Genomic DNA, 24,709 nt, shown 5'->3' with positions numbered 1-24,709 from the left:
AAGTATACCTTTAGGAATGGAGCATTAGTATTGACTTTATGCTGAAATTTTTGTACTTTTTATCATCGTACTGCCGCTGCGCCCCCGATTACGTTTGCCGCCCCAAACACTGCCGGCACCCATCAAGAAGGTTGGGATTCCGGCTGTTACAAACACCAGACACCATTCGCGGAAATTGAGCGGCACTGTTTTGAAGACAGGCTGGAGCACAGGCACGTACATTACGGCCAGCATCAGTAAGACTGATGACAATACGGCAAGCACTAGATACTTATTCTGGAACGGATTGCGGTGGAACACTGAGCGCGAGCTGCGGCAATCGAAGACGTGGATCAACTGTGCCATAACGAGTGTCGCAAAAGCCACCGACTGTGCGCGAATCAATTGTGCAGGATTCTCTGGTGCTATACGTAAAGTTAGCCAAAATGCTCCTAGCGTACATAAGCCAATTAAGAGTCCACGGCTTATAATTTTCCAGCCTAAGCGGCGGGCAAAAATATTCTCTTTCGCACCACGCGGTTTATGCTCCATCAAATCCTTCTCGGGCTGATCCACGCCAAGGGCCATCGCTGGCAGTCCGTCTGTCACCAGATTGACCCAAAGGATTTGAATGGGAACGAGTGGCAATGGCAGAGCGAGCATCATGGCAAAGAACATTGTCAGAATTTCTCCTACATTGGATGCCAACAAATAACGAATGAATTTACGAATATTCTCATAGATGTTTCTGCCTTCTTCGATGGCAGCAACGATCGTAGAGAAGTTATCATCTCCGAGAACAAGTGATGATGCTTCCTTGGTCACATCTGTGCCTGTGATACCCATGGCTATTCCGATGTCCGCAGCCTTAATGGCTGGAGCGTCATTCACTCCATCTCCGGTCATAGCCACTACGTGACCATGACGTTGTAGCGATTTAACGATCCGAAGCTTATGCTCTGGAGATACGCGGGCGAATACATACACATTGTCCGATACCTTATCCAGCTCATCATCATCCATCCGGGTTAACTGAGCACCTGTCAGCACCGTTCCACCACGCTGCAGAATTCCCAGCTGGTGAGCAATAGCCTCGGCAGTTGTTCCATGGTCACCGGTAATCATAACCGTCTTAATCCCGGCCCGGCGTGTGACGCTGATGGCATCGCGGACTTCACGACGTGGCGGATCAATCATTCCAGCCAAACCAATAAAGACTAATTGATTCTCCGCATCCTTTTCACTATTCACATGTTCATTTGGACGCATATCCCGGTAAGCCATACCTAGCACACGAAGGGCTCCAGAAGCCATCTGCTCATTGGCATCAAGCACCTTTTGCCGCAAAGTCGGCGTACAAGGCACAACACCGCCCTCCCAAAGCATGTATGAGCAGCGATTGAGCAGTACATCGGGCGCACCTTTTGTACATACCATCCGTCCTCCAGGATGGCCTACGATCACAGACATCAGCTTCCGTTCAGAATCAAACGGAAATTCCTGTTCACGAGTGTAGGTTACAGCAAGCGTCTGAGCGGTCAGACCCATCTTTCCTGACAGTGCCACGAGTGCTCCTTCAGTCGGGTCGCCCTTCAGTTCCCAAACGGAAGTGTTGTCTGCAGACTTTTCAAGAATAGCATCCTTATCCTTCCCTTTGCGTTTGCCTCGCACTTCAGACTGGAAGGTCTCGATGATTTCCGCGTTGCTGCATAATGCGCCGACCTGCAACATCCGCCGTAAGCTTTGATCATGTTTTAGATCCACTGCTTTACCTTTCTCCAGAACCTGTCCATTTGGAGCATACCCTTCGCCTGTTACCTCAAGACCACGTCCACCCGTCCATAATCGGGTCACCGTCATTTTATTCTGCGTTAAAGTTCCTGTCTTGTCTGAACAGATTACCGAGGCACAGCCCAGCGTTTCCACTGACGGCAATTTACGAACGATAGCTTTGCGTTTGATCATCCGCTGCACACCTAGCGCAAGCGCGATAGTTACAATAGCGGGGAGCCCTTCCGGAATCGCGGCAACTGCCAAGCTCACACCAGCCAAGAACATGGAGGTGGCAGGCTGTCCATGCAGAATACCTGCTGCCACAACTACAATTGTCAATCCCAGAGATACGTAGATCAGAATCTTTCCTAGTTGCTCAAGCCGGTGCTGCAAAGGTGTTTCCTGAGAATCCGTATTTTGGATTAGATCTGCTATCTTACCCATTTCCGTATTCATACCGGTACGGATTACAACAGCTCTCCCTGTTCCTCTGGTTACCATAGTGCCCATGAAGCCTAAATTCTTCTGATCACCAAGCGGAATCTCTTCTGCACGGATCGCTTCCGAATGCTTCGAGACAGGCAATGATTCCCCAGTAAGTGCGGATTCTTCCACATATAGAGCACTGCATTCCAACCAACGTACATCAGCAGGAATCCGATCACCACTCTCCAGCAAGACAATATCGCCTGGCACCAACAGCTTGGCTGGGATAATCTCGCTATTCCCTCCACGTAGCACTTTCGCAGAAGGTGCGGAGAGCTGCTTTAAAGCTCTGAGCGAACGTTCGGCGCGAAACTCCTGAACAAATCCAAGCGCTCCATTCAGTAGGATAATCGCGATGATCGTGATGGCATCCAAGTATTCGCCTAGCAACCCGGATACAAGCGTTGCACCCATGAGCACAAGCACCATGAAATCCTTGAACTGGTTCAACAGCAGGGTAAACGGAGATACTGTCTTTCCTTCCGACAGCTCGTTGTACCCGTTCTCCTTTCGTCTCTCCGCGGCTTCCTCATCACTGAGGCCCGTCCTTGGCTGGACATTGAACATTTTCTGCAGCTCTTCTGCACCGAGACGGTGCCAACTGTTTTGTTCCATGACTTTTCTTTCCCTCCCGGTCGTTTCTTTACTTCCGGCGGCGCACAGCTTTTCCACCTGTTCATGACAAATGTATTCAAGGTCGTCCAATAATATCACCCCTATCCAATTCCCCTTTTGCGCGAATGTCCTAAAGTATGGCATCATAGAGAGGTAAGCATAAACGTCTTTGGCGTCCTTATAAGGACAGGTAGGCGTTTGAGCGAGAAATATAAGACATAAAGTATTGTGTGAAACTTTTACTTTCTTATATTTAAGAAATTCATTTCACGGCGACAGGAGAGCTTTATCATGGCATTAGACGGCATTGTTACCAAAGCTATCGTGCACGAATTGCAATCATTCATAGGTGCACGTATAGGAAAAATATATCAACCGAACAATCACGATTTAATTTTTAACCTGCGCGGCGCAGGTGGCGGCGGCAAGCTGCTGCTCTCTGCTAATCCTACGTATCCTCGGGTGCATTTTACCGAAAGAAACAGCATTAATCCTTCGGAAGCACCCATGTTCTGCATGCTTATGCGGAAGCATTGTGAGGGAGGGACCATTGAAAGCATTACGCAGGTAGGCATGGAACGAATTATTCACATAAACGTCAAGACTAGAGATGAGCTTGGTGACGTATTTGCCAAAAAGATCATCATAGAGCTCATGGGTCGGCACAGTAACATCATTCTTACTGATCTCAGCTCTGGAACGATCATAGACGGCATTCATCATGTAACTCCATCGATTAGCAGCTATCGGATTGTGATGCCCGGCATCGCCTACACAGAGCCGCCTCAGCAGCATAAGCTGAACCCTTTGGAAATCGGCCAGGAGCAATTTCTCAATTTAATCTCAGCTGCTGAAGAAGCTGCGCTGATAGAGGATGTTGAGGAGAAAGCTGAGCCAGAAGAAATCATTGAGGGAGAGCTTGCTAATCTGATCACAAAAGAAGCAGTAGAGCAAAAACCTGACGGCTCTGGCGGTCCATCTCCCTCAGCTGACCCGGTAGGCTGGATGGTACATGCTTTCAGCGGAATGAGCCCGCTGATTGCTGGTGAAATTGCTCTTCGTCTGAGAAACACCTTGGATAAAGGCGAAGTTACAGAAACCGAAGCAGCGTTTCCAACAAAATTATGGGTTGCCTTCCATTCCGTAATGGGACCCGTATGCGATAACGAGTTTTCTCCTGTTGCAGGTGCAAACGCAAAAGGTAAAATGATTTTTTCTGCGATCCCCTTAACACTTCTGGGTGAGAGTGCGAAACATTACAACTCCATCAGTGAATGTATGGAGGATTATTACGGGGATAAAGCCGAGCGCGATACTGTAAAGCAACGGGTGAGTGATTTGATCCGTTTCCTCAGCAATGAACGGAGCAAAAACGTTAAAAAACTCGCGAATTTGCAGAAGGATCTCGACGAAGCTCAGGATGCTGATCGTTACCGCATTTGGGGTGAGTTGCTTTTCGCTTCATTACACGCGGTATCCAAAGGGGATAAAGAAGCCTCCTTGGTCAATTATTATGATGAAAATCAGGCGGAAATGGTGGTTCCGCTCGATCCGTTATTAAATCCTTCGGACAATGCACAACGTTATTTCAAAAAATACAACAAATATAAAAACAGCCTGCTTGTTATTAATGAACAGCTTTTGAAGACGCATGAGGAAATTTTGTATATGGAGAGTCTGCTGCAGCAACTTGCCCACGCTTCCCTCAACGACATTGAGGAGATCCGCGACGAGCTTGTAAGCCAAGGTTATCTGCGTGACCGGAGCAAAAAGGGTAAAAAGAAGAAAAAGGCCACCAGACCCACATTACAGGTCTTCACCTCTTCGGAAGGAATCGATATTTATGTCGGCAAAAATAATTTGCAGAACGAATACGTCACCAATCGGCTGGCTTCTCCGAATGATACTTGGCTGCATACCAAGGACACCCCCGGATCACACGTGGTCATCCGAAGTGAGCAATTTGGAGATGCAACGCTAGAAGAAGCCGCTCAACTTGCCGCTTATTTCAGCCAAGCCAAACAGTCCAGCAGTGTGCCTGTGGACTGTACATTGATCCGCTATGTACGTAAGCCAAGCGGTTCCAAGCCGGGATTTGTAATCTATGATCATCAAAAGACACTGTTCGTCACACCTAATGAGGAAAGAATTAAGAGTCTTCCAAATACTTTGAGAAGCTAACTACTAGATATAAAGAAACCTCCAGCTGCAGATGTTGAACATCTAAGGCTGGAGGTTTTTATAATTCGCTCCGCAAATCGACTAATTTCATGCCTTCTTGTTTAAAAACTTCAGTACTTCTGTAGAAACCGTAACACTGCCGATATCCCCGTGAAAAATTACGCCTTGACGGGCACCATGAAAGTCAGAACCTCCGGTTATTAACAGATTATAATCCTCAGCCATAACTTGATAACGTTCTTCTTCCGCAGGTCCGTGATCAGAGTGATAGACCTCAATCCCTTTAAAGGCGCCTTGCTCCAGAATATCTCGCACCAGAAGGTCATCCCCGTACAAGCCCGGGTGGGCTAATACTGGAGACCCTCCTGCCTCAATGATCCACTCACAAGCTTCCTCCGGTGTGATTCTGGGAGGTGACACATAGGCCGCTGCACCCTCGGCCAAATACTTGTTGAAGGCATCTCTCATATCGGTAGCTGCCCCAAGCCGAACCAGCTCGTCGGCAATATGTGGCCGGCCGATGCTTTCATCAGGCTTCAATTCCCGCCCGATCCCCGCTATAACCTGTTCCAAGGTAATCGCAATCCCAAGGTCTTGCAGCTTGGTAATTATCGCTTCATTCCTAAGTACCCGGGTATCTCTTAGCCCTTCCAAACGTGAGAGAAATTGTTCATTCTCAGGATCAACATAATAGCCCAGCACATGAATGTCTTTGCCACCAGCACGCGTACTGATCTCTACACCAGGCACAACGGTTATTCCGTACTTCTCTCCTGCTTCACAGGCTTCCTTCACGCCAGCTACTGTATCATGATCCGTAATGGCAACAGCGCTTAGCCCCTTCTCCTTAGCAAGCCGTACATTCTCCGCTGGCGGCTGCATGCCGTCAGAGGCTTGAGTATGGGTATGGAGGTCACATACATCCTTAGCAGATAGGTTACCTGCATTCTCCCACTCTTCCCGCAGAATCCCCATTTTTATGGCATCATAGTATTCTCCTCGCACGATTCGTGCTTTACGGACGCGAGCTTCCTCCACCATGCCACATTTCGCTGCCAACCCGATCATTCTTTTATTCCCTGACCAGGTGCCTATTCCAAGACGGACTGTATCAAGAGAATTAAATAAATAATCTATCCACATCTTAAACGCTTCCGTACCGTAACCACCTGACCAATAACTAGAATCAAAGATTACTATACCAATCTCCATCCAGTTGGTTTCTTGCGATATCCAGTAGCGCCCTACTTTCCCCTTTACCTTGCCGTCTATTTCTATGATCAACAGGTTACGCGGGGTTTCCGTCTCAACTAACGCCAAATGACCTATGTAGTCCTCGGTAAACTTTTCGAATCTTTGATGTGCCAGAGATTTATAGGGACCATCCCATTTCAAGTGTTCACGGTCTTCAGCTTCATGATAGTGATAATAAAGCTTCTGAAAATCAGCCTCTGTAATATCGCGCAATACTAGCTTTTCTCCACGTAGAACAATTGACATTGTAATATCCCCCGCTTTAACTATCAGATTTGATTCGAATGCTCACGCAAATAAGTCAGGAAGGTTACTGCAGAAATTGGCAGCAGTGTTGATTTTAGATGAATGGCGTAGAATTGTCTTTTAAAAGAGGCATCGGAGATATTCACAATTTTCAACAGTCCCAGCGCAACTTCATGCTTGACCGAAGAGGTCGATATGATCGTTATGCCAAGACCTGCTTCCACCGCTGATTTCACAGCTCCCGTACTTCCAAGCTCCATCACGATCTTCATAGTTCCCGGATCAAGTCCCTTGGAGAACAGCTGCTCCTCCATCACACGCCGCGTTCCTGAGCCCTGCTCACGCAATACAAAAGGATGCTGAAGCACTTGCTCCAAGGTAACCTCTTGCTGCTCCGCAAGTGGATGATCATGTGGCACGATCAACTTCAGCTCATCCCCCATCACGGGCTCGATCTCCATGTCCGGATGTGTGACCGGGGCTTCAATTAAACCAAAATTCAGTTGATGCTTGAGGATTTCCTCCATAATTTGCGAGGTGTTCATCACTTTCATCATAATTGAAATGTTAGGATATTGCTTTCCGAAAGGGCCTAACAGCCGTGGCAGCACGTATTCTCCTATCGTAAGACTCGCCCCAAGCTGCAGCCGCCCCTCCAGCATATGTGTGAATGCTGACATCGCTTGATCCGTCTCACGCATCAGCTGAATACTGCGCAGCGCGTATGGCATCAGGGTGTGCCCTGCTTCGGAGAGTACGATTTTTTTGGTGGAACGGTTAAACAATTTGGTGCCAAAATAATCCTCCAGTGCCTGTACCTGCATGGTCACAGCTGGTTGAGTCATATGTAAAGTCTGCGCCGCCGCCGAGAAGCTTCCCCGCTCGGAGACCGTATAAAAAATATGCAGCTGATGAAAGTTCATGCTTCGCAACTCCTTATATTACAAAAAGAACGTCCTTTAAAGACGACAATCGTTTCTCGTAGAAACTTAAGAATATTATAATCGTGCTGTATATAAATTCTTATATTTTTAAAAAGGACATGCAGACTCGCCGCATGCCTCTTGCCCGTTTCTTTATAAACTATTTGCGTCTTCGTTTCTTCTTCGACAGCTTTGTGCGGTGAGAATTACGCAGCAGTGAAAAATAGGTCTTTAAATCTCTCAACTGTGGCATCTCCGAGATTCTCCCAAGAAACGAAACGATGATCATAGAATATAATGGCTGGCCTGAGAGATCTCTCTCACCTGTCAATTCCGTAAACTCAGCGATTACTACAGAGTCATCGTCAATTAAATATGCGTTATAATCACTGCTTGAAAAGGGCTTGATCCGATTCTGCATTAGGCACTGCCACATCCATGCAGCGACCTCTTCGGCATTGCTTGCACCATTGCTGATGCGGTCCATATAACGGCTCTTCGCATGATTGGTTATAACGATATCGGCGACCCTGTAATCGTTCAGCATGATGTGGAAGGGCTCATAAGTGCTGGGCCAATCCGTCCCCTTGTTGCGCATCATCATCACACTCCACCATAAGGGTCTTAGTATGCACTTAATGTTGTCATCTTACCTCATTGCCGAAAGTTGTACAAGTTTCTACCGTCGAGAGTAATGGCGTTTTTTTGTAAATAAGCATAAAAAAAACAGACGCTGTTTAAGCGCCTGTTTATCTCCTGGAATCACATACTGTAATTACGGGACTTGTCCGGTCCATTACTAGTATACTCTGTCTTAATTTCGTTACGATAAGATCTTTCAATCTTTCGCACATAGGAGAGTCTGCGGACATTCTTCATAACTTCCTCGGCCCGTTCTGCATTTACATACATAACTGCATAATGCATTTTCCGAGAAACATAATGTAATGTTCCGTATTTCTCAAGGTTACGTGCCGCTTTAACGTCACTTACCCAAATGATGTATCCTGTCCGTTCCGCAAACATAAGCTAAACCGCCTTTCTCTCTCTAAATCCTAAGGGAAGCTTATCCGCAGGAGCATTTTCCCCCGCTGCCGCATCCACCTTTAGGGGAAGGATCATTACTTGGTACTTTAATGCTATCGGATACTGAAAAAGCAATCGCTTCCGACATGGAATGCAGAATGTCGTCAAGGGTCTTCTCTGCCAGCTTGAAACGAACAACTTCTTCGAACCGCTCCAGTTCCGCTTCTACTGCCGAAACCTCATCCTTTGCTGAATGATAATTCGGGTGGAAATGTCCGAATCGCTGTGTTTCTTCAAACAACTCCTTCTTAGTCTGAAGTCGTTTGACCATGGCCTGAATTTCGGGGTTCGTATCAACCCGTCCTTTCCAGTATAAGTAATCCGACACCTCGGCGGATTGATTAATCATATCGCCTAATTCATAGGCGTATGTCAGCACTTCAGCCATATCGACCGTATTTATTTCAGCTACGCTCATGAACTCAGCTCTTTTCTTCGTTAATGATCTACCGATTCAGTAGACTTTTCTATCATACCATAATCACTCGCTTGAGCAGAAGAGGAATTTCTTCGTCCTTTGGGAATAACTAACTTCATTTCCTTCCAGTCTTCCGGAGTGAGCTCTATATCTTCAACCGTTTCACCATCGTGATAGAGCAGCTGTCCGGAAACTCTCCATGGATTTCCGCTTATGCGGGAAGGGATAAAATCTAACATCTGATCTTTTAGTGCAAAACGCACCTTGACTCCCCATCTTAACCCTTGCTCCATCACCTTTTGTGCAGTCGAGCTATGATAATGCCGCCATTCTTTGCTCCAGATCTGCGGTACATTTTCTCCACCGAAGAGAATCTCCTCCTCTTGTTCAGGAGCAATAACCGGCAGGTTAAGAAAAGGATTCCCTTTGGACAGCAATCCTAGTTCTACATTCAGCTCTGGAAGAACATACGTAGCTTCGGGGTTTCCTGTTTCATCAGGAAACCAACACCACCCTACGTTTGTATCCTCCACCTGTCCTCCAATGATTCTGGAAGGCGCTAGCCCCGCGGAGTACAGTTCTTTTCGTATCTGTTCCATATATTCCGGGTCCACTATGAAATGTAAAGGACCGATACGTTCAAGATTCTCCTGTAAACGCGGATGAGCTGCGATAGCAGCTCCATCGGCTTCCGTCTGACAGGTCAAGAGAATTACTTGCGATAGTGAAGTACGGCCAATGCTTTTTGCCCATTGCTCAAGGGACATTTGAACCACCGAAGGAAGCCCGCCCATTGCATGCTCACTTATCCAGGAGATGATGTCATTCGGTGACATTCCACGCTCAGCTGCAAGTTCCAACCTCTCTTTCGTCAGCCGGAAGCTCCATATCGTATCACTTTGCTGGAGCTCAGCGCAGCCAGCCAGTGTCCATCGTACAGAATAGGGGACCTCCGGTGGAACCAGCACCTCGAAATCTGGCTGCACAATAAACTGTTCCTGTGTATCTCCAGACCCAACAGCAGCGAATGATCCCCTCTCAGCAGATAGCATTGGCTTAGCAGCGGTCCAGCGAAAACACAACATGCCCTCAGCGGTTTCTCCCAGTTCACACCAGCCAAAGCCTGTTAAACAACGTAACCAGTTCAAGCTTGATTGTTCAAGCTCATTACGGGCAACGTTACCTGTGAGATTAGAAGCCATCATCCAGTCTAATAGTGCGGGCAGCATTATCCATTTCCCGGGGATAAAATCTGCATTAGAAATTATATAACGAAAATGTTGATCGGCTGGCCCCACGCTTCCAGAGCGATTAATTACAATCCCATAAAGAATGTCACTCATCGTCGCTTCAGGAAGCTGCAGCCAACGATCCAACAGCTCCAGATCAAGCGTGTATCCGGTGTTCTGCCTGTGGATAAGTCCAAGACACAGCAGGATGTCTACCGTCACAATGACAGAAAGAGTTTTCTGTTCCTCTAATAGAGAACCTACGGAGAGCCCTTGCAAATGCTCCTCCCCAAAAGAGAGCTGCGCCGCTAAGCGGTTAAGATGCTTTTTATGAATAATCCCCTTGGCTGTCAGCGGCAACCCTTCCCAAGCGGTGAACAGCAAAGCCCGAAACAAATCTATCGCCAGTCCGGCTCCTGCTTCCATGGTAAGACTCACTAAATGCCCGGCAATGAATTGCGGCTGATACGGGAAAAATTCTTGTTCAATTGCCGGCAGCTGATCAACAGGAATCTGGTACAGCTTTTCGCCTAATATTTTATGCCTTGCAGTTAACAGCCCCTCGCGGCGCAATTCGTTCATTGCAAGCTTTTGCTCAGCACGACAAAGCGCCACAGGGCGCAATCGTTCTTCCTTCCCTTCCTCAAACGGCTGGGCAGCATAAGCTGCACATAATCGCTTTAAGACCTCTAATGCTTCTGTAGACAGCTGGTTCAATGGATGGTTCGCTCCTCTCCACTCGGCATCTTTTTAACGACATATTCATAGCCCTGCTCAGTCAAAAACATCCGGCGTCGCAAAGCGAAATCCTGTTCCCGGCTATCTTCAGATACCAGTGTATAGAAATAGGCTTTATTCTCCCCCGCTTTGGGACGGAGGATTCGACCTAGTCGCTGGGCTTCCTCCTGCCGTGATCCATAAGCTCCCGAGACTTCAATAGCAATTGACGCGTCAGGTAAATTCACCGCGAAATTCGCTACTTTTGACACCACCAGTACCTGTATATCTCCCTCGTTAAAAGCCGCATATAGCTCGTCTCTTTCACGCTGCTTCGTTTTGCCGGTAATTAAAGGCGCCCCGATCCTGTCAGCCAGTTCACTTAACTGGTCGAGATATTGTCCAATAACCAGCACCGAAGAACCTGTATGGACCTTTAGAAGCTTAGCTACAATTTCAGCTTTGGCAGGATTGCAGGAAGCCATACGAAATTTTTCTTTTGCCGCCGCGTACATATATTCTTGTTTAAGCTCCGGATTCATCGGCACAATGATCTCTACACATTCCACTTCAGCGATCCAGCCCTGCTGCTCCAGCTCCTTCCAAGGCAAATCGTAGCGTTTCGGTCCGATTAAAGAGAACACATCCCCTTCCTTCCCGTCTTCTCTAACCAAAGTGGCTGTAAGCCCCAGTCGACGTGTAGCCTGAATGTCTGCTGTAGCCCGAAATACAGGCGCTGGAAGCAGGTGAACCTCATCATATATAATCAAGCCCCAATTGCGTTCGTTAAACAGCTTCATATGGAGAAACGGACCGTCTTTGGACGAACGATGCGTTAATATTTGATAGGTGGCAATGGTAACTGGCCGCACTTCTCTTTTTTCACCGGAATATTCCCCCACTGCCTCCCCAGCCAAATCTGTTCGCTCCAGCAGTTCATCCATCCATTGCCTTACGGACGTTGTATTTGAAGTTAAAATTAGGGTTTCACATTGGAGACTTTCAAGTACTGCTACTCCTACAATTGTCTTCCCTGCGCCACAAGGCAGCACCACCACACCGCTTCCCCCTTGTCCTTCTGTCCCTTGAAACAGCTGAACGGCCTCCTGCTGATATTCACGTAAGCCAAATGAATCGTTTGCCGAATCAGCCTTGCAGGTATCGAGATTCTCCTTCCAGGTCAAGCTAAGCGCTTGCCCTTCATGATATCCGGCGTAGTCGAGAACTGGATACCCCATTCTCATCAGCTCTTGTTTCAAAAGCCCTCTATTCTCCGCGGGGCACGAGCATTCCAGAGGATTTATTCTCAGTAGACCCAACGCTTTTAGACCTTGTACATCACTCAATTCATTCAAAAGCTCAGGAGCATCCGCTCTTAACATAACGACCTCATTCTGAGTCTCTTGGCCATGAAGAGTCAGCTTTCCATATCTGGACAAAAGAGTTTCAATTTCCTCCTCCAATCCTGTGGGAACACCCCAGCGTGCAAGGTGATGCAGGCTAGTGATAATCTCCTCAGCAGTATAATTAAGCGCAGCTGCATTCCAAAGAGATAAAGGGGTAATTCGGTAGGTATGGTAAGCAGGAGGACTTTTTATCAGCTCCGCGAAGGTCCCTAGCTTTTTCCTTGCCACCTCAAAATCCGGATGAGCACATTCCAGTAAAATTGTCCGGTCCCTGCGTACGATGCAAGCTCCTGATCCATTCATAGCTTTTCCTCCCTAGTGTTCAAGTGATTTAAGCTTGCGCTATGTAATTTTGTTTATTTTCATATAACAGGAAAAAGCCCATCCCCGCATAACGGTCATGAGCTTCCCTATCTGACTATTTAATGTAAGTGCTGCTGCGAAATATCATGGAGGGCTTCACCAGCTTCATCCGCAAAAATGTCGCGCACAGCCAGATCTCCAATCGACACTACGCCCACCAGCTTCTGGTCACGTGTCACCGCCAGCCTGCGAATTTGCCAGCCAGCCATTAACTCTGCAGCCTCATCTACTGAAGTATTCTCCGAGACGGCCTGAATCTCTTTACTCATTACAGTTTCCACTGAGGTTGAACCAGGGTGTTTAGCCGCATAACCTCTAATCACGAGATCGCGGTCAGTAATTACACCGAGCAGTGTCTTATGTTCTTCATTATCAACAACAGGTATAAATCCAGTGTCATAATCTCGCATTTTCACGGCAACTTCATACACATTATCTTGCAGCGTAACCGTTGCAGGCTCCTTCGTCATAACCTCTTTCACTGTCTTCAAGAATGAACCCTCCTAATCATGGTCTCCATGTTATGGGAATAGGTTCTCCTCTATGAAACGAAATTATACGATTGTGTCCTCACGCATACAGGAATTCGCCATAGCAATGAGCAGCTTCATTCCGTGCAGCATGGCATCTTCGTCAAAATCAAATTTGCTATGATGATGTGGATAGTCAGCCTCTTTATCCGGATTTCCGGCACCCACAAACATAAAGCAGCCTGGAATCTCCTTAACATAATAGGCAAAATCCTCAGCTGGCATCAGCTTTTCCATCCGAATCACTTCAACAGATTCTCCTAAAGCCGCTGGGGCCACCTCGAAAAACCGCTGCACTTCACCATCGTGATTTACGAGGGGAGGATATCCCATAACGTAATCTATCTTAGCTTCTGCCCCGTAAGCGCTGGCAATAGAAACGGTCATTTCTTCGATTCGCTGGCGTATCAAATGCCGTGTCTCCTCGTCGAATGCCCGTACTGTCCCTGTGATCCGGCATTGCTCGGCAATGACATTTTGGGCGAATCCTCCTTGGATGGTCCCTACACTGAGTACAGCGGGCTCCAGCGGGTTCACAGAGCGGCTTACAATGCTCTGGAGCTGGGTCACCAGCGCCGCTCCCGCCACGATGCTATCAATGGTACGGTTAGGCATGCCGCCGTGTCCGCCTTTGCCAATGATATCTATAAAAAACTCGTCCGCAGATGCCATCAACGGTCCCGGAGCACTCCCAACAGTTCCCATAGGCAATGGAGTCCACAGATGCAGACCATACACCGCATCCGCTCCTTCTAACATGCCTTCGGCAATCATCCCCTGCGCCCCTCCTGGGCATACTTCCTCTGCGGGCTGAAAAAGAAAACGCAGCTCCCCTTCCAGCTCCTCAAGCCGGCTGCTGTAGTAAGAGGCTACACCGAGCAGTATGGAAGTGTGGCCATCATGTCCACAGGCATGCATTACCCCTTCATTTTGCGAAACGTAATCCTTCTTGTTCTCCTCTTTAATAGGTAGGGCATCCATGTCCGCACGAAGAACCACAGTTTTCCCCGGCCGCTTTCCCCGTAGTATGCCAAGCACACCATACCCTTTCCCGCTTTTTCTGACTTCAATTCCAAATTCGGCTAACTTATCTGCTATAAATGCTGACGTTTCCTTTTCATGAAAAGACAACTCCGGATGACGATGCAAATGGCGTCTCCATTCCACGATCTCCGGCATGAGCGAATCAACCGCTAAGCTCTTCATAAGTTCTCCATCCCCTTCTCGATAAACCCGCATCCATAGCAAGCGATAGCAGTCCTGTTCACTTTGTTCCAGCCGCGAACGACTATAATTCTTTTATTGTAGCAGAAACGCAAAAAACTGGGTATTGTTAGGCACTGCCTACTCTTGCACAACCTTTAGAAACATACTATCATGAGGTAGAACATCAGCAATCGGATCAGAAATTCATCATTATACTTCATAAGGGGGATATGCGTGCTATGATTTTTGAGAACACGGGCCTCGTAGGATTGAAGAGTGATCTTCTCTATCTGGACGAGAGTGCCACAAAAGCTGGCTTCATCCGCTGGCAATGGGAATACTATCGTGCCACTTACGACTGCAAAATTGAAGACCCACAGGATGGTGGCGAATACTTCCTACGCATTAACACTCGCGCTGTCGAGGGAAAACTAGAGAAGTCTGATGCCGTACTTGCAATTGAAGCCGTATACTTAGGAAAAGCAACCTTCCCTCATGGCCTGGAATATGAATCTCCGGTGCCAAAACCAGTATTGGACACTGCTGCTAAGCGGATTCTTGAATTAAAGCAGCTGTTAGAGGCTTGAGTAACAGAAAGGGAACGACGAAACAAAATGTCAGCCTGCCCAAAAGAGGAACACCCGATTTCCAACTACTTATCTTAACACTACTACTTGTGGGTTTCGGTCTAGTCATGGTCTTCAGTGCTAGCTCAAGCTTAACCTTAGCAAGCCCGAAGTTCGGTAATGACCCTCTATATTTCATTAAACGCCAAGTGATCTGGATCGTACTCGGAATCGTTGTTATGTTTATAGCTATGAACATTCACTACAGTAAGTTTAAGAAGTGGTATGTACCTATTTTTATCATCACCGTTATACTTCTGCTCGTGGTAGCCTTCTCTGAAAAAATTAATGGTGCCAAGAGCTGGCTTAGTATCGGAAAACTTGGAATTCAACCCACCGAATTAGCCAAAATATCGATTATCCTGTATATCTCAGCACTCATCACCAAAAAAGGTGAACGGTTTAGAGATTTCCGTACAGGATATATCCCTGTAATGGTCATCGTGGGTATTGTTGCCGGACTTATAATGATGCAGCCGGATTTAGGTTCTTGCCTTATTCTCGTAGCTACCAGCGGACTTGTTATTTATGCCGGTGGTGCCAGCATGAAGCATATTCTGGGCTCTATAGCACTGCTAGTGCTGGGTGTAGGACTAGTTATAGGCGCCAAAGCAGCGATTGATTCCTTATCTCCATCCGATAAAGCCACTGACACTCAGGATTATAGAAAAGGTCGTATCGTTGCCTTTTTAGATCCTTATCAGGTTGCTGAGGGTGATGGTTATAACATTATTCAATCCTTAACCGCTCTTGGCCAAGGTGGAGTAAGTGGTTCCGGCTTCGGCAAAAGCATTCAAAAGCTGGACTATCTAAAATACCCTTATACGGACTTTATCTTCCCCGTAATTGGTGAAGAGTTCGGCTTTCTGGGGACCTCCATATTTTTGATGTTATATCTGTATTTTATCTGGCGAGGTATTCTAATCGCTTTAAGGTGTAAGGATCCCTTTGGTACCCTCGTCGGAATTGGGATTATGGGCCTCATAGCCATTCAGGCCTTTGTCAATATCGGCGGTGTAACCAATACAATCCCTCTTACCGGCGTTACCTTGCCGTTTATCAGCTACGGGGGCTCTTCACTCCTTGTCAGCATGCTGTGCATGGGAATTATGCTAAGCATCTCAAGAGAAACCAACCTTCCTGCCAAAGAGGAAGTAACGAAATCTGTAACAACGGTTAGACAGGTTCGTTCCCGGTAAGCTTTATAAAGCCGGAGGTTAGGGAATTTACACGTAAAAAAGCAGCCCAGGGAATTAATCTTGGACTGCTTTTTTGTGTACAAGTTTTTTAAGAGATTTCATCATTCTTGAAAGCTACGCCTTCAACTTTGACATTTACCTCAACAATATGAAGTCCAGTCATGCTCTCCACAGCTTCACGTACGTTCTGCTGAAGCATCCGGCACACTTCGTGGATCGGTGTTTCATAGAGAACGATAATTCGTAGATCTACTGCTGCTTCCAGCTGTCCTACTTCAACGGTAACGCCCTTCTGAACGTTCTTACCGCTTAGACGTTTCGCCCAGCCTTCTGACAGGCCACCAGACATGGCTGCAATTCCCGGAGTCTCCAAGGCAGCCAAACCGGCAATTTTTGAGACGACGTCATTTGAAATTCGTATATTTCCCATTTCCAGTTGAAGTTGTTCTGCCATGCCATATCCCCCCTACACTCATTATCAATTATTGTAATTCCAAAACAGGCTAAAAAGCAAATCACTTTATCGCTTTCTCGTTTACACCTAGGAACAATTTGGGTATATTGATTATGAATTCAATCTAAATACATAGATAGGAGTGTCCTTTACATTGAAAAAATGGATTTCACCATCACTGATGGGTATCGCCTTTATCCTTAGTGCAATCGGCCATTATGCCGATTGGGATCATACCCTGCAGTTCATTCTCTCAGCAATCGCTGTGGTGTTTGTGGCCGGATTTCTCGGCCGGGCTACTGAAAGTGTAGCTCATTATGCCGGACAGCGACTGGGCGGCTTCCTTAACGCCACCTTCGGCAATGCTGCTGAGCTAATCATTGCCTTCTTCCTGGTCAAGGAAGGATTGTTCGACATGGTCAAAGCCAGTCTTACCGGCTCTATTATCGGCAACCTGTTGCTTGTTCTAGGATTGAGTATTTTCGCCGGCGGGATGAAGTTCAAAGTTCAGAACTTCAACGTAACCCTTGCCGGAATGAATGGCTCCCTGATGATCGTTGCCGTCATTGCCTTATTTGTTCCCGCTATGTTCTTTACCACCCACTCTATTACGGAGAAGGATACAGATGTGCTCAGTTTAATCGTTGCCGGGCTGCTCATCGCTTCGTACATAGCTTGGCTAATCTTCTCCATGATCACGCATAAGAAACATCTAGAGGACGTTACAGAAGAGGGTAAAGAAGAATTAGCTCATGAACATGCCCCTGCTTGGTCCAGAAACAAATCCATCCTTTATCTCGTGCTTGCCACTGTAATGGTCGCCTTCGTGAGTGAGTGGCTGGTAGGAACGTTAGAGACTTTAACAGAACGTTTCGGATTCAGCGAGCTGTTTGTAGGTGCGTTCCTCGTAGCCATCATCGGTAATGCCGCAGAGCATAGTGCAGCTATTATGCTGGCCATGAAGAACAAAATCGGTGCAGCAGTAGAAATTGCGGTTGGAAGCAGTCTGCAAATCGCCCTGTTCGTAGCGCCTGTCCTAATCTTCGCCAGTTATTTCATGGGTGATACAATGGACATAGTTTTTACGACCATCGAAATTGTCGCCATCGGTGTAGCTGTCTTTATTGCCAAATCAATTACTCAGGACGGCTCGACTAACTGGTATGAGGGTCTCTTGTTATTAACGGTCTACCTGATTTTAGGAGTCTCCTTCTATCTCGTATAATCATTATTAAACATTGTACACAACAAAAAGCGCACATGAGCGATTCGTCCTCATGTGCGCTTCTATAAATACTTAAGAAACCGATATTTATTCTTCCTTCGCTTTGTTGTTCAAAGCCTCGTAGAGTACTGCTAAGTTACGCTCCAGCTTACTTAGTACCATTTTACCAGTAATTTCTGGGACCAACCCTGCTCTAACCGCAAAATCCACTTCTCTGGAGAAACCGTACATCTGGGTATCCAGCACTTCCTCATAGAGAGGGCAGTAGCGTGTTGCCAGATTCTCCATCTGCACTTCTATAAGTTGCTGAATTTTATCGGCATCTTCTTGTAGAAGATTGATTGCTTTAAGATTATACTGTTCCTGTAATTCCGATGAAGTCATGCCTCTATCCCCCCCATGTCCAAAAGTTAAGCTGCTTTTACTATTTTACTTAATATTAGACGAAATCCGGTATCAATACAACAATTCAGTTTATACTAACCATATATTTAAAAGAACCTGCTGCGTTATCCTATCAAGTTTCATATCTACTTCTAGAAAAAACGCCCCACCGAAAACCGGTAGGACGTTTTTAGCACGACTATTACTCAGCAACAACTGTGAATTTCAAACCGTGTTTTGCAAACACTTCAGTCATTGCCTTCTTAGCTTCTTCAGCATCTGCCCCATGAACATGAAGCTCATAGCTTTGGCTGGATACCAAAGTAGTGAACAAACCAAGGATACTTTTAACATCAATGTACTTGTTGTCCGCTTGAAGAACGATTGAAGAGTTGAACTGGCCTGCCGTTTGGGCAATATCGACAATTGCCGCATTGTTACTGGACATAGAAATCCCTCCGCAACTTGATTATAAAACTTTAGTCTTTTGTTATCATTTCTTATGATACATTGAATCCGCTTACTTGTGCAAGGAGTTTTCTTGTTATTACATTTTATTTCAAGTTTTCAGGATTCAGACCTTCGAGTTCCGGCAACACAAAAATTCCATCCTTACGAATCAATACATCGTCAAAATAAATTTCTCCGCCGCCATAATCTGGACGTTGGATCAACACAAGATCCCAGTGAATGGAGGAGCGGTTACCGTTATCTGTAACATCATATGCTTGTCCTGGCGTAAAGTGCAGGCTGCCTGCGATTTTTTCGTCAAAAAGAATATCATTCATCGGGTGAAGAATGTAAGGGTTAAAACCAATAGCGAATTCGCCAATATGACGTGCGCCGTCATCTGAATTCAAAATTTCGTTCAAACGGGCGGAGTCATTGCTGGTGGCTTCAACAATTTTTCCGTTCTCAAATGTAAATTTGATATTTTCAAAGGTCACTCCATTATATACTGACGGTGCATTATAGCTGATCGTTCCATTTACAGAATCGCGAACTGGGGCGCTGTAAACCTCGCCATCCGGAATATTTTTTTGCCCGGAGCATTTCTCTGCACCGATTCCTTTAATCGAGAACTTAAGATCTGTTCCAGCACTCAAAATATGTACCTTATCCGTTCTGCGCATGAGATCAGCTAAAGCATCCTGAGCCTTGTCCATCTTGGCGTAATCCAAATTACACACTTCGAAATAAAAGTCCTCAAACGCTTCAGTGCTAATATTCGCAAGCTGAGCCATGCTAGCATTCGGATAACGCAGTACTACCCACTTCGTATGCTTCACACGTTGTTCGCTATGCACTGGATGAGAGTACAACGAGTTATACAATTTCATATTTTCTTCAGGAACATCGGACAGGTCGTTCACATTCTCACCTGCACGAATCCCGATATAACAATCCATTTGCTTCATCCGGTTCAAGTCAATTTCAGCCCATGTCTGAAGACTCTCACGAGTTGCGTATTTAAGCATGCTGCGCAGGACTGTACGATCTGTTAATTGTACAAAAGCATGACCGCCGGCCTTGCCGATTTCCTCTACAACAGCTTTGATTAAATCTCTTTCATTGCCAATCATTTCGACGAGCACGTTCTCGCCTGGCTGGACATTTACGGAATAACCGACTAGGTTAGCTGCCAGCTTTTGAATTCTGGGATCTTTCATTGTGTATTCTTCCTTCCTCTGTCTAAAAAATAAGCAAGCTTTTCTATTGTAGCACGCCCTGTATGGAGCGCAAGACCTGTGGGATAATGTGAAAATCAACGAAAGCCTGAAAAATTCACCTGTGATACATAAGTTTCATTATCAGATTTATTCCCCGCTTCCGAGTAGGTAACCTTACGATTTAAGGTGAGTTTTCTCGGAAGATTATGTTTTGTATCAACGGTTAAATGGTAGACAGTCTCAACATTAGCTTGTTTCAGCTTTTGCTGTAATTCATTATTTTTCTTCTCCCATAGCTCCACCAAAGCTTGCGTAACCGCCTGATCGTTCTTTGTTATTTTTCCAGCAGAATCTGGTGTTTCAGGTCGAAGGTCTTGCATCTCTTTTTCCAATTCAGCAGTCAGCTGCTTTCTGGCCTCAGCAGGTGTCAGCTCGATCCGCAGCACATTTGTCCCTCTGCCTGCACCCGCATCTTCAGTCACATTAGCCTCCATGGATTGCAGCTCCTCCAGCTGTTTCAACGGATTAAGCAAAACAAGCGGATTTCCGTCCTCAGAGGAACCTTCAGTGGTCAACGCTACCCATTCCCCCTCTTTTTTCTCTAGCTGACTATGGAAAGCTTTCATAGAAGTGATGCTGCTTTTGAAATCTTTAGCGCTATTTGCTGATTTTTTTGTGGATGAGGATTTATCAGGAAGCAGTGTATACAGATTGACCTTCTTATGGTCCTGTACTGTGCCTTCGTAAAATATCATGGATTCCGGAACGGTCTTTCCACCTTTTGTAAGCATGGTTGACCCTTTAAAAGTAACTCCATCGCTGCCCGTTATACCCGCTAACACCAAACTTAGATCTTCCTTGGCTGGTTTGTCTCTAATAACGCTGCAACCGCTGTTGAACACGCAGGACAAGGTGAAGATCATAAGAACTAACCCCTTCAGTAATAATGACTTTCTCACGGTCATCAGGCCTTTCTTGGAGTATTTTACTTTACAGCCCACTATAGGGTTCTCCCTTCCTGCGCGCCTTATACAAATGCAAATACGTTGCTGCTATCGGTTTCCATACATTGCTCTAGCTTATGCGCGTTCGTCGCTTGCTTCTGAATGTCAGTACATACCACCTTCAGACTCACGAAGTTACCGCTGCCAGTCGCCACGCCGTTGTCTCTATCGGACACAGTTGACCTTAATTACAGTATTTTGCGGTATTTCGTATGCCAACGGACTCCATTGCAGCTATTGACCCGAAATGCGCCCGATATGCCCCTCTTACTAAGCAATAGCGTCTCTGGTGTCCGAAACCTCACTTAAAAAGCTAAAATCATGCCAATAGCGTCATCTGAGTCCGAATGCAACGCAGCGGCATATTTGATACACGATCGAAGCGCCAGCCAACTAACAAAACAATGACCAGCAACTCCTTATTACGGGAGAACCGCTAGTCACGTACCGATGCGCGAATATTACCGCTGCCAATCGCCACCCCGTTATCTCTATCGGACACAGCTGACCCTTAACGCAGCATTTCCCTATATTTCCCATACCAACGGACTCCAGCGCAGCAATTGACCTTAAAAACGCACAAAATGAGTCCTTTTCCAAGCAATAGCGTCTCTGGAGTCCGAAACCTCACTTAAAAAGCTAAAATCATGCCAATAGCGTCATCTGGGTCCGAATGCATCGCAGCGGCATATTTGATACACAGTCGAAGCGCCAGCCAACTATTAAAAACAATGACCAGCGACCTTCCAATTACGGGAGAACCGCTGGTCAAATGCCGATGTGCGAATATGACCGCTGCCAGTTGCCGCACCGTTATCTCTAACGGACACAGCTGACCCTTAACGCAGCATTTCCCGATATTTCCCATACCAACGGACTCCAGCGCAGCTATTTACCCGAAATGCGCCCGATATGCCCCCATTACTAAGCAATAGTGTCTCTGGTGTCCGAAAACATGCCCCAAAGGCAAAATACACGCCAATAGCGTCATCTGGGTCCGAATGCATCGCAGCGGCATATTTGATACACAGTCGAAGCAGCCAGCCAACTATTAAAAACAATGACCAGCAACTCCTTATTACGGGAGAACTGCTGGTCAAATGCCGATGTGCGAATATTACCGATGCCAGTTGCCGCACCGTTGTCTCTAACGGACACAGCTGACCCTTAACGCAGCATTTCCCGATATTTCCCATACCAACGGACTCCAGCGCAGCTATTTACCCGAAATGCGCCCGATATGCCCCCATTACTAAGCAATAGTGTCTCTGGTGTCCGAAAACATGCCCCAAAGGCAAAATACATGCCAATAGCGTCATCTGGGTCCGAATGCATCGCAGCGGCATATTTGATACACAGTCGAAGCGCCAGCCATCTGCCAAAACAAAAAGCAGCGACTCTCCAATAACGGGAGAACCGCTGCTCTGCTATTTTTTTTACTTATGAGGCAATCCCTTCACACCGCTGCCATTCTCTTTAGTGTCAACGATCACTTGGTTACGCCCATTGTTCTTAGCTTTATACAGTGCCATATCTGCTCGATAGAACAGGGATTCGACGCTTACACGTTCGTCCATCCAGCTCCATTCTGCTATACCGCAGGACACTGTTACATTAGGTTCGGTCTCATTCATCACTCTCTTACGAATACGTTCAGCCACATTTACTGCCTGTTCTACTCCCATTAATGGTAAATAGACCGACAGTTCTTCTCCACCCCACCTCGCAGCAATATCCCCTTGACGGATGGAGGACTTCACAATTTCACTGACCTCTTTTAAGATCTTGTCGCCCTTTTGATGACCATAGGTATCATTCACCATCTTGAACTGATCGATATCCACAACAATTAAGCAACCGCAAAAATCTGTAGACTGCCGTTCCTTTATTTCTTCGTCCAGATAATGACGAGCATAAAGTCCAGTTAGGCTATCTCTGTTCGCTAGACGTCTAACTTCGGCATGCAGCCTTGCATTCCCTACAGCTAGTCCAATATGCCCCGCCATCGCCTGAAGCAATCTGTAATTGTCATAAGAGAAATAATGGGCATCGCGATGCGCCAACATGATGGCACCACGCACTTCACCACCTACACTTAAAGGTGTGGCAATCAGCGACTGCGACCCGGTAGCATTCATTAAACGAGAAGTAGTATTAGGATTATCTATGTAGTTAGACATGATTAATGATTCCCCAGTAGTATAGACCTTCCCGCCTAAACCTTGTCCTACTTCTAAAATTTCATTTTGCAAGGAGGAATGATTGCAAGCAATAACCTCTAGCCCGCCCTTTTCTTCGTTCATATGTAAAATACAGCAGTAGTCAGCGCCAAACATCTCAAGCAGCTCTTCAAACGCAAATTGAAAAATATCCCCTAAACGCAAGCTCTGATTCAGCCGTTGTGTAAGTTCGTTACTCATACGCAGCTCACGAATGAGCTGATTGGAGCGTTCATACAGCTTGGCATTCTCAAAAGCAGTACCTGCGGTATCCGCCACCATCGAGAGAAACCGTAAATCTACATCCATAAAGATCGAGTTATCCATCACCATGTGGAATACGCCATAAACCCCTTGCTTCCCGCCTAGCGGAAGACCAATCTCTACAATGTGTTGATCTTCAGTGTTGGTGTTCAGAGCAACACGGCCGTCTTTAAATGCTCTAGCGCAGACATCATCACTGGACATCTGAAACGGTAAAGGTTTGACCTGCGGATGAGTGCTGCGGTGATCTTGCGACATAAACAGCTCAAGCCTGGCACCAGGGTACATTGCAGAAATGCTATCTATAACCTCCGTAAGCACAGCGTTCACATCAATATTGTCATGCATCCGCTGAACGATCTGAAATAACAAGGAGCGGCGATTGCTCTCACGTTCAGCATGTTGATGAACACTCGCAAGATCAGTTACAAAAATATGTTCAAACTTATGATAGAATATGGTCCGGTACTGCAAAGATATAGCCTCAGCAGTATCTCGTCCACCCATTAAATATTGTTGTGTCGGCATAGCACAGCCCAGGAAGGCAAAAATTTCTTTGTCAACGCGAGTGATGAGCGGTATAGTAAAAAAGCTCATAGCCTGACCCTGCACCGTAAGTTGAACAGATGAGGTTGCGCCAGAAAGTAAACTAGCTGCAGCCGCTTGCTCCCATTGGTGCCTCCATCGTTCTTGCTGATCGGCAATATTAGCAAAATATCTGCCTTCAAAATTCAGCACACACCAATCCCATGATTTAGCGAATGGTAGAGCCTCTAGCCCATCGATCCATTCCTCGAAGCTGTCTGCAATCAGATTGGCCAAATATGGGAAGTCATGGGACACTATTTCCGTTTCCCTAAGCCAGGCGGTGGGATCTTCGGAATCTCTACTAGTGTGCAATTTGTCCTGTATCAGCATACGACTGTCTTGAGAAGCGTATGCTTTCTGTTCTGACATAACGAAGATCCCCTTTGCTTCTCATTTAAGAAAAAAAAACTTCCCAATTAACATCTAATTAACTATATTTTACTCCCTTTCTTTGTGTATTGCATTATATTTTCCTTATTTCCGGGATTTTTTTTAGGACCAAAGAACTAACGACAAAGAATGACAAAAACTCTTTTAATATGCGCTTGACTTTATATGCTACTTTCATATAATATTTATTGTTGAACAAGACTGTAACAAGTCTTACTTGGGCGTAACGTTGTGTCACCCTCACGCATTTCGTTACTGCCAGGGCAGCGGCTGA

The 24,709-nt window shown here is 46.3% G+C and carries 23 protein-coding genes and 1 pseudogene; 4 read left to right on the top strand and 20 right to left on the bottom strand.

The genetic code is table 11. The annotated features are described in order from the left end of the window. Window positions 1-36 precede the first annotated feature (36 nt). Window positions 37-2,853, bottom strand: coding sequence for a calcium-translocating P-type ATPase, SERCA-type (locus NSQ91_RS12765; RefSeq protein WP_076189874.1), 2,817 nt, complete (start codon window positions 2,851-2,853; stop codon window positions 37-39). A gap of 291 nt (window positions 2,854-3,144) precedes the next feature. Between NSQ91_RS12765 and NSQ91_RS12760 the strand changes: the two genes are divergently transcribed. Then, window positions 3,145-5,034, top strand: a complete 1,890-nt coding sequence (locus NSQ91_RS12760) for an Rqc2 family fibronectin-binding protein (protein ID WP_076304157.1) — start codon at window positions 3,145-3,147, stop codon at window positions 5,032-5,034. 87 nt (window positions 5,035-5,121) lie between these two features. On the opposite strand, the gene NSQ91_RS12755 is transcribed toward NSQ91_RS12760, so the two are convergent. The 10 genes and pseudogenes from NSQ91_RS12755 to NSQ91_RS12710 all read right to left on the bottom strand — a co-directional run bounded on the left by NSQ91_RS12755 (window position 5,122) and on the right by NSQ91_RS12710 (window position 14,412). Continuing rightward, the gene (locus NSQ91_RS12755; RefSeq protein WP_076304226.1) at window positions 5,122-6,009 is read right to left on the bottom strand and encodes a PHP domain-containing protein; all 888 of its coding nucleotides are present in this window, start codon (window positions 6,007-6,009) and stop codon (window positions 5,122-5,124) included. 72 nt (window positions 6,010-6,081) lie between these two features. Next, a pseudogene (locus NSQ91_RS12750) lies at window positions 6,082-6,534 on the bottom strand (GNAT family N-acetyltransferase); the annotation flags it as partial. Window positions 6,535-6,557: 23 nt separating this feature from the next. Next, window positions 6,558-7,457 (bottom strand): selenium metabolism-associated LysR family transcriptional regulator, encoded by a 900-nt coding sequence (locus tag NSQ91_RS12745; protein ID WP_076129135.1) that lies wholly within the window; start codon window positions 7,455-7,457, stop codon window positions 6,558-6,560. A 160-nt stretch (window positions 7,458-7,617) separates the two neighbouring features. Then, on the bottom strand, window positions 7,618-8,055 hold the full coding sequence (locus NSQ91_RS12740; protein WP_076129159.1) for a hypothetical protein: 438 nt from the start codon (window positions 8,053-8,055) through the stop codon (window positions 7,618-7,620). A gap of 164 nt (window positions 8,056-8,219) precedes the next feature. After that, window positions 8,220-8,483, bottom strand: coding sequence for a YlbG family protein (locus NSQ91_RS12735; RefSeq protein ID WP_036686170.1), 264 nt, complete (start codon window positions 8,481-8,483; stop codon window positions 8,220-8,222). A 40-nt stretch (window positions 8,484-8,523) separates the two neighbouring features. Continuing rightward, complete coding sequence (locus NSQ91_RS12730; protein ID WP_076129134.1) at window positions 8,524-8,961, bottom strand: YlbF family regulator; 438 nt, start codon at window positions 8,959-8,961, stop codon at window positions 8,524-8,526. Between the two features lie 20 nt (window positions 8,962-8,981). Continuing rightward, window positions 8,982-10,907: a helicase-associated domain-containing protein gene (locus tag NSQ91_RS12725; protein WP_340918032.1), complete on the bottom strand. Its 1,926-nt coding sequence runs from the start codon at window positions 10,905-10,907 to the stop codon at window positions 8,982-8,984. Continuing rightward, window positions 10,904-12,616 carry a DNA repair helicase XPB gene (locus NSQ91_RS12720; protein WP_076304155.1) on the bottom strand — a complete coding sequence of 571 codons (1,713 nt, stop codon included), beginning with the start codon at window positions 12,614-12,616 and terminating at the stop codon, window positions 10,904-10,906. Before NSQ91_RS12720 ends, NSQ91_RS12725 begins: the two co-directional genes overlap by 4 nt. A gap of 119 nt (window positions 12,617-12,735) precedes the next feature. Next, on the bottom strand, window positions 12,736-13,167 hold the full coding sequence (locus NSQ91_RS12715; RefSeq protein WP_076129131.1) for a CBS domain-containing protein: 432 nt from the start codon (window positions 13,165-13,167) through the stop codon (window positions 12,736-12,738). Window positions 13,168-13,230: 63 nt separating this feature from the next. Continuing rightward, window positions 13,231-14,412 (bottom strand): M20 family metallopeptidase, encoded by a 1,182-nt coding sequence (locus NSQ91_RS12710; protein ID WP_076223878.1) that lies wholly within the window; start codon window positions 14,410-14,412, stop codon window positions 13,231-13,233. 239 nt (window positions 14,413-14,651) lie between these two features. On the opposite strand from NSQ91_RS12710, the gene NSQ91_RS12705 reads away from it, so the two are divergent. Both NSQ91_RS12705 and ftsW read left to right on the top strand, forming a co-directional pair. Then, the gene (locus NSQ91_RS12705) at window positions 14,652-14,999 is read left to right on the top strand and encodes a YugN family protein (protein WP_036686159.1); all 348 of its coding nucleotides are present in this window, start codon (window positions 14,652-14,654) and stop codon (window positions 14,997-14,999) included. After that, window positions 14,996-16,237, top strand: coding sequence for a putative lipid II flippase FtsW (gene ftsW / locus NSQ91_RS12700; RefSeq protein WP_081391836.1), 1,242 nt, complete (start codon window positions 14,996-14,998; stop codon window positions 16,235-16,237). Before NSQ91_RS12705 ends, ftsW begins: the two co-directional genes overlap by 4 nt. 88 nt (window positions 16,238-16,325) lie before the next feature. On the opposite strand, the gene NSQ91_RS12695 is transcribed toward ftsW, so the two are convergent. Next, window positions 16,326-16,691, bottom strand: a complete 366-nt coding sequence (locus NSQ91_RS12695) for an Asp23/Gls24 family envelope stress response protein (protein ID WP_019911482.1) — start codon at window positions 16,689-16,691, stop codon at window positions 16,326-16,328. 154 nt (window positions 16,692-16,845) lie between these two features. Here NSQ91_RS12695 and cax point away from each other — a divergent pair, with 154 nt between their 5' ends. Beyond that, a complete protein-coding gene (gene cax / locus NSQ91_RS12690) occupies window positions 16,846-17,916 on the top strand; it encodes a calcium/proton exchanger (protein WP_076304153.1) in 1,071 nt (356 codons plus the stop codon). Window positions 17,917-18,003: 87 nt separating this feature from the next. Here the strand turns inward: cax and NSQ91_RS12685 are convergent, their stop codons facing one another. The 8 genes from NSQ91_RS12685 to NSQ91_RS12650 all read right to left on the bottom strand — a co-directional run bounded on the left by NSQ91_RS12685 (window position 18,004) and on the right by NSQ91_RS12650 (window position 24,414). Continuing rightward, window positions 18,004-18,300: a YlaN family protein gene (locus NSQ91_RS12685; RefSeq protein ID WP_036686156.1), complete on the bottom strand. Its 297-nt coding sequence runs from the start codon at window positions 18,298-18,300 to the stop codon at window positions 18,004-18,006. Window positions 18,301-18,502: 202 nt separating this feature from the next. Continuing rightward, on the bottom strand, window positions 18,503-18,748 hold the full coding sequence (locus tag NSQ91_RS12680) for an HPr family phosphocarrier protein (protein ID WP_036686154.1): 246 nt from the start codon (window positions 18,746-18,748) through the stop codon (window positions 18,503-18,505). A 106-nt stretch (window positions 18,749-18,854) separates the two neighbouring features. Further along, entirely contained in the window at window positions 18,855-19,970 is a 1,116-nt protein-coding gene (locus tag NSQ91_RS12675; protein WP_076136119.1) for an aminopeptidase, read from the bottom strand. Window positions 19,971-20,065: 95 nt separating this feature from the next. Then, window positions 20,066-20,971 carry a hypothetical protein gene (locus NSQ91_RS12670; RefSeq protein WP_076304152.1) on the bottom strand — a complete coding sequence of 302 codons (906 nt, stop codon included), beginning with the start codon at window positions 20,969-20,971 and terminating at the stop codon, window positions 20,066-20,068. A 26-nt stretch (window positions 20,972-20,997) separates the two neighbouring features. Continuing rightward, on the bottom strand, window positions 20,998-21,150 hold the full coding sequence (locus NSQ91_RS12665) for a hypothetical protein (RefSeq protein ID WP_179088161.1): 153 nt from the start codon (window positions 21,148-21,150) through the stop codon (window positions 20,998-21,000). Window positions 21,151-21,605: 455 nt separating this feature from the next. Further along, complete coding sequence (locus NSQ91_RS12660; protein WP_340918021.1) at window positions 21,606-21,842, bottom strand: hypothetical protein; 237 nt, start codon at window positions 21,840-21,842, stop codon at window positions 21,606-21,608. Then, window positions 21,814-22,035: a hypothetical protein gene (locus NSQ91_RS12655; protein WP_340918017.1), complete on the bottom strand. Its 222-nt coding sequence runs from the start codon at window positions 22,033-22,035 to the stop codon at window positions 21,814-21,816. The genes NSQ91_RS12660 and NSQ91_RS12655 overlap by 29 nt, the downstream gene beginning before the upstream one ends. A gap of 375 nt (window positions 22,036-22,410) precedes the next feature. Then, window positions 22,411-24,414 carry a sensor domain-containing diguanylate cyclase gene (locus tag NSQ91_RS12650; protein ID WP_076305209.1) on the bottom strand — a complete coding sequence of 668 codons (2,004 nt, stop codon included), beginning with the start codon at window positions 24,412-24,414 and terminating at the stop codon, window positions 22,411-22,413. Window positions 24,415-24,709 lie beyond the last annotated feature (295 nt).

Origin of the sequence: Paenibacillus sp. FSL R7-0048 (assembly GCF_038004505.1) — a bacterium.
GTDB lineage: Bacteria > Bacillota > Bacilli > Paenibacillales > Paenibacillaceae > Paenibacillus_AQ > Paenibacillus_AQ odorifer.
The sequence above is the reverse complement of the archived record's forward strand: the minus strand, read 5'-3'. Positions and strand labels throughout refer to the sequence as shown.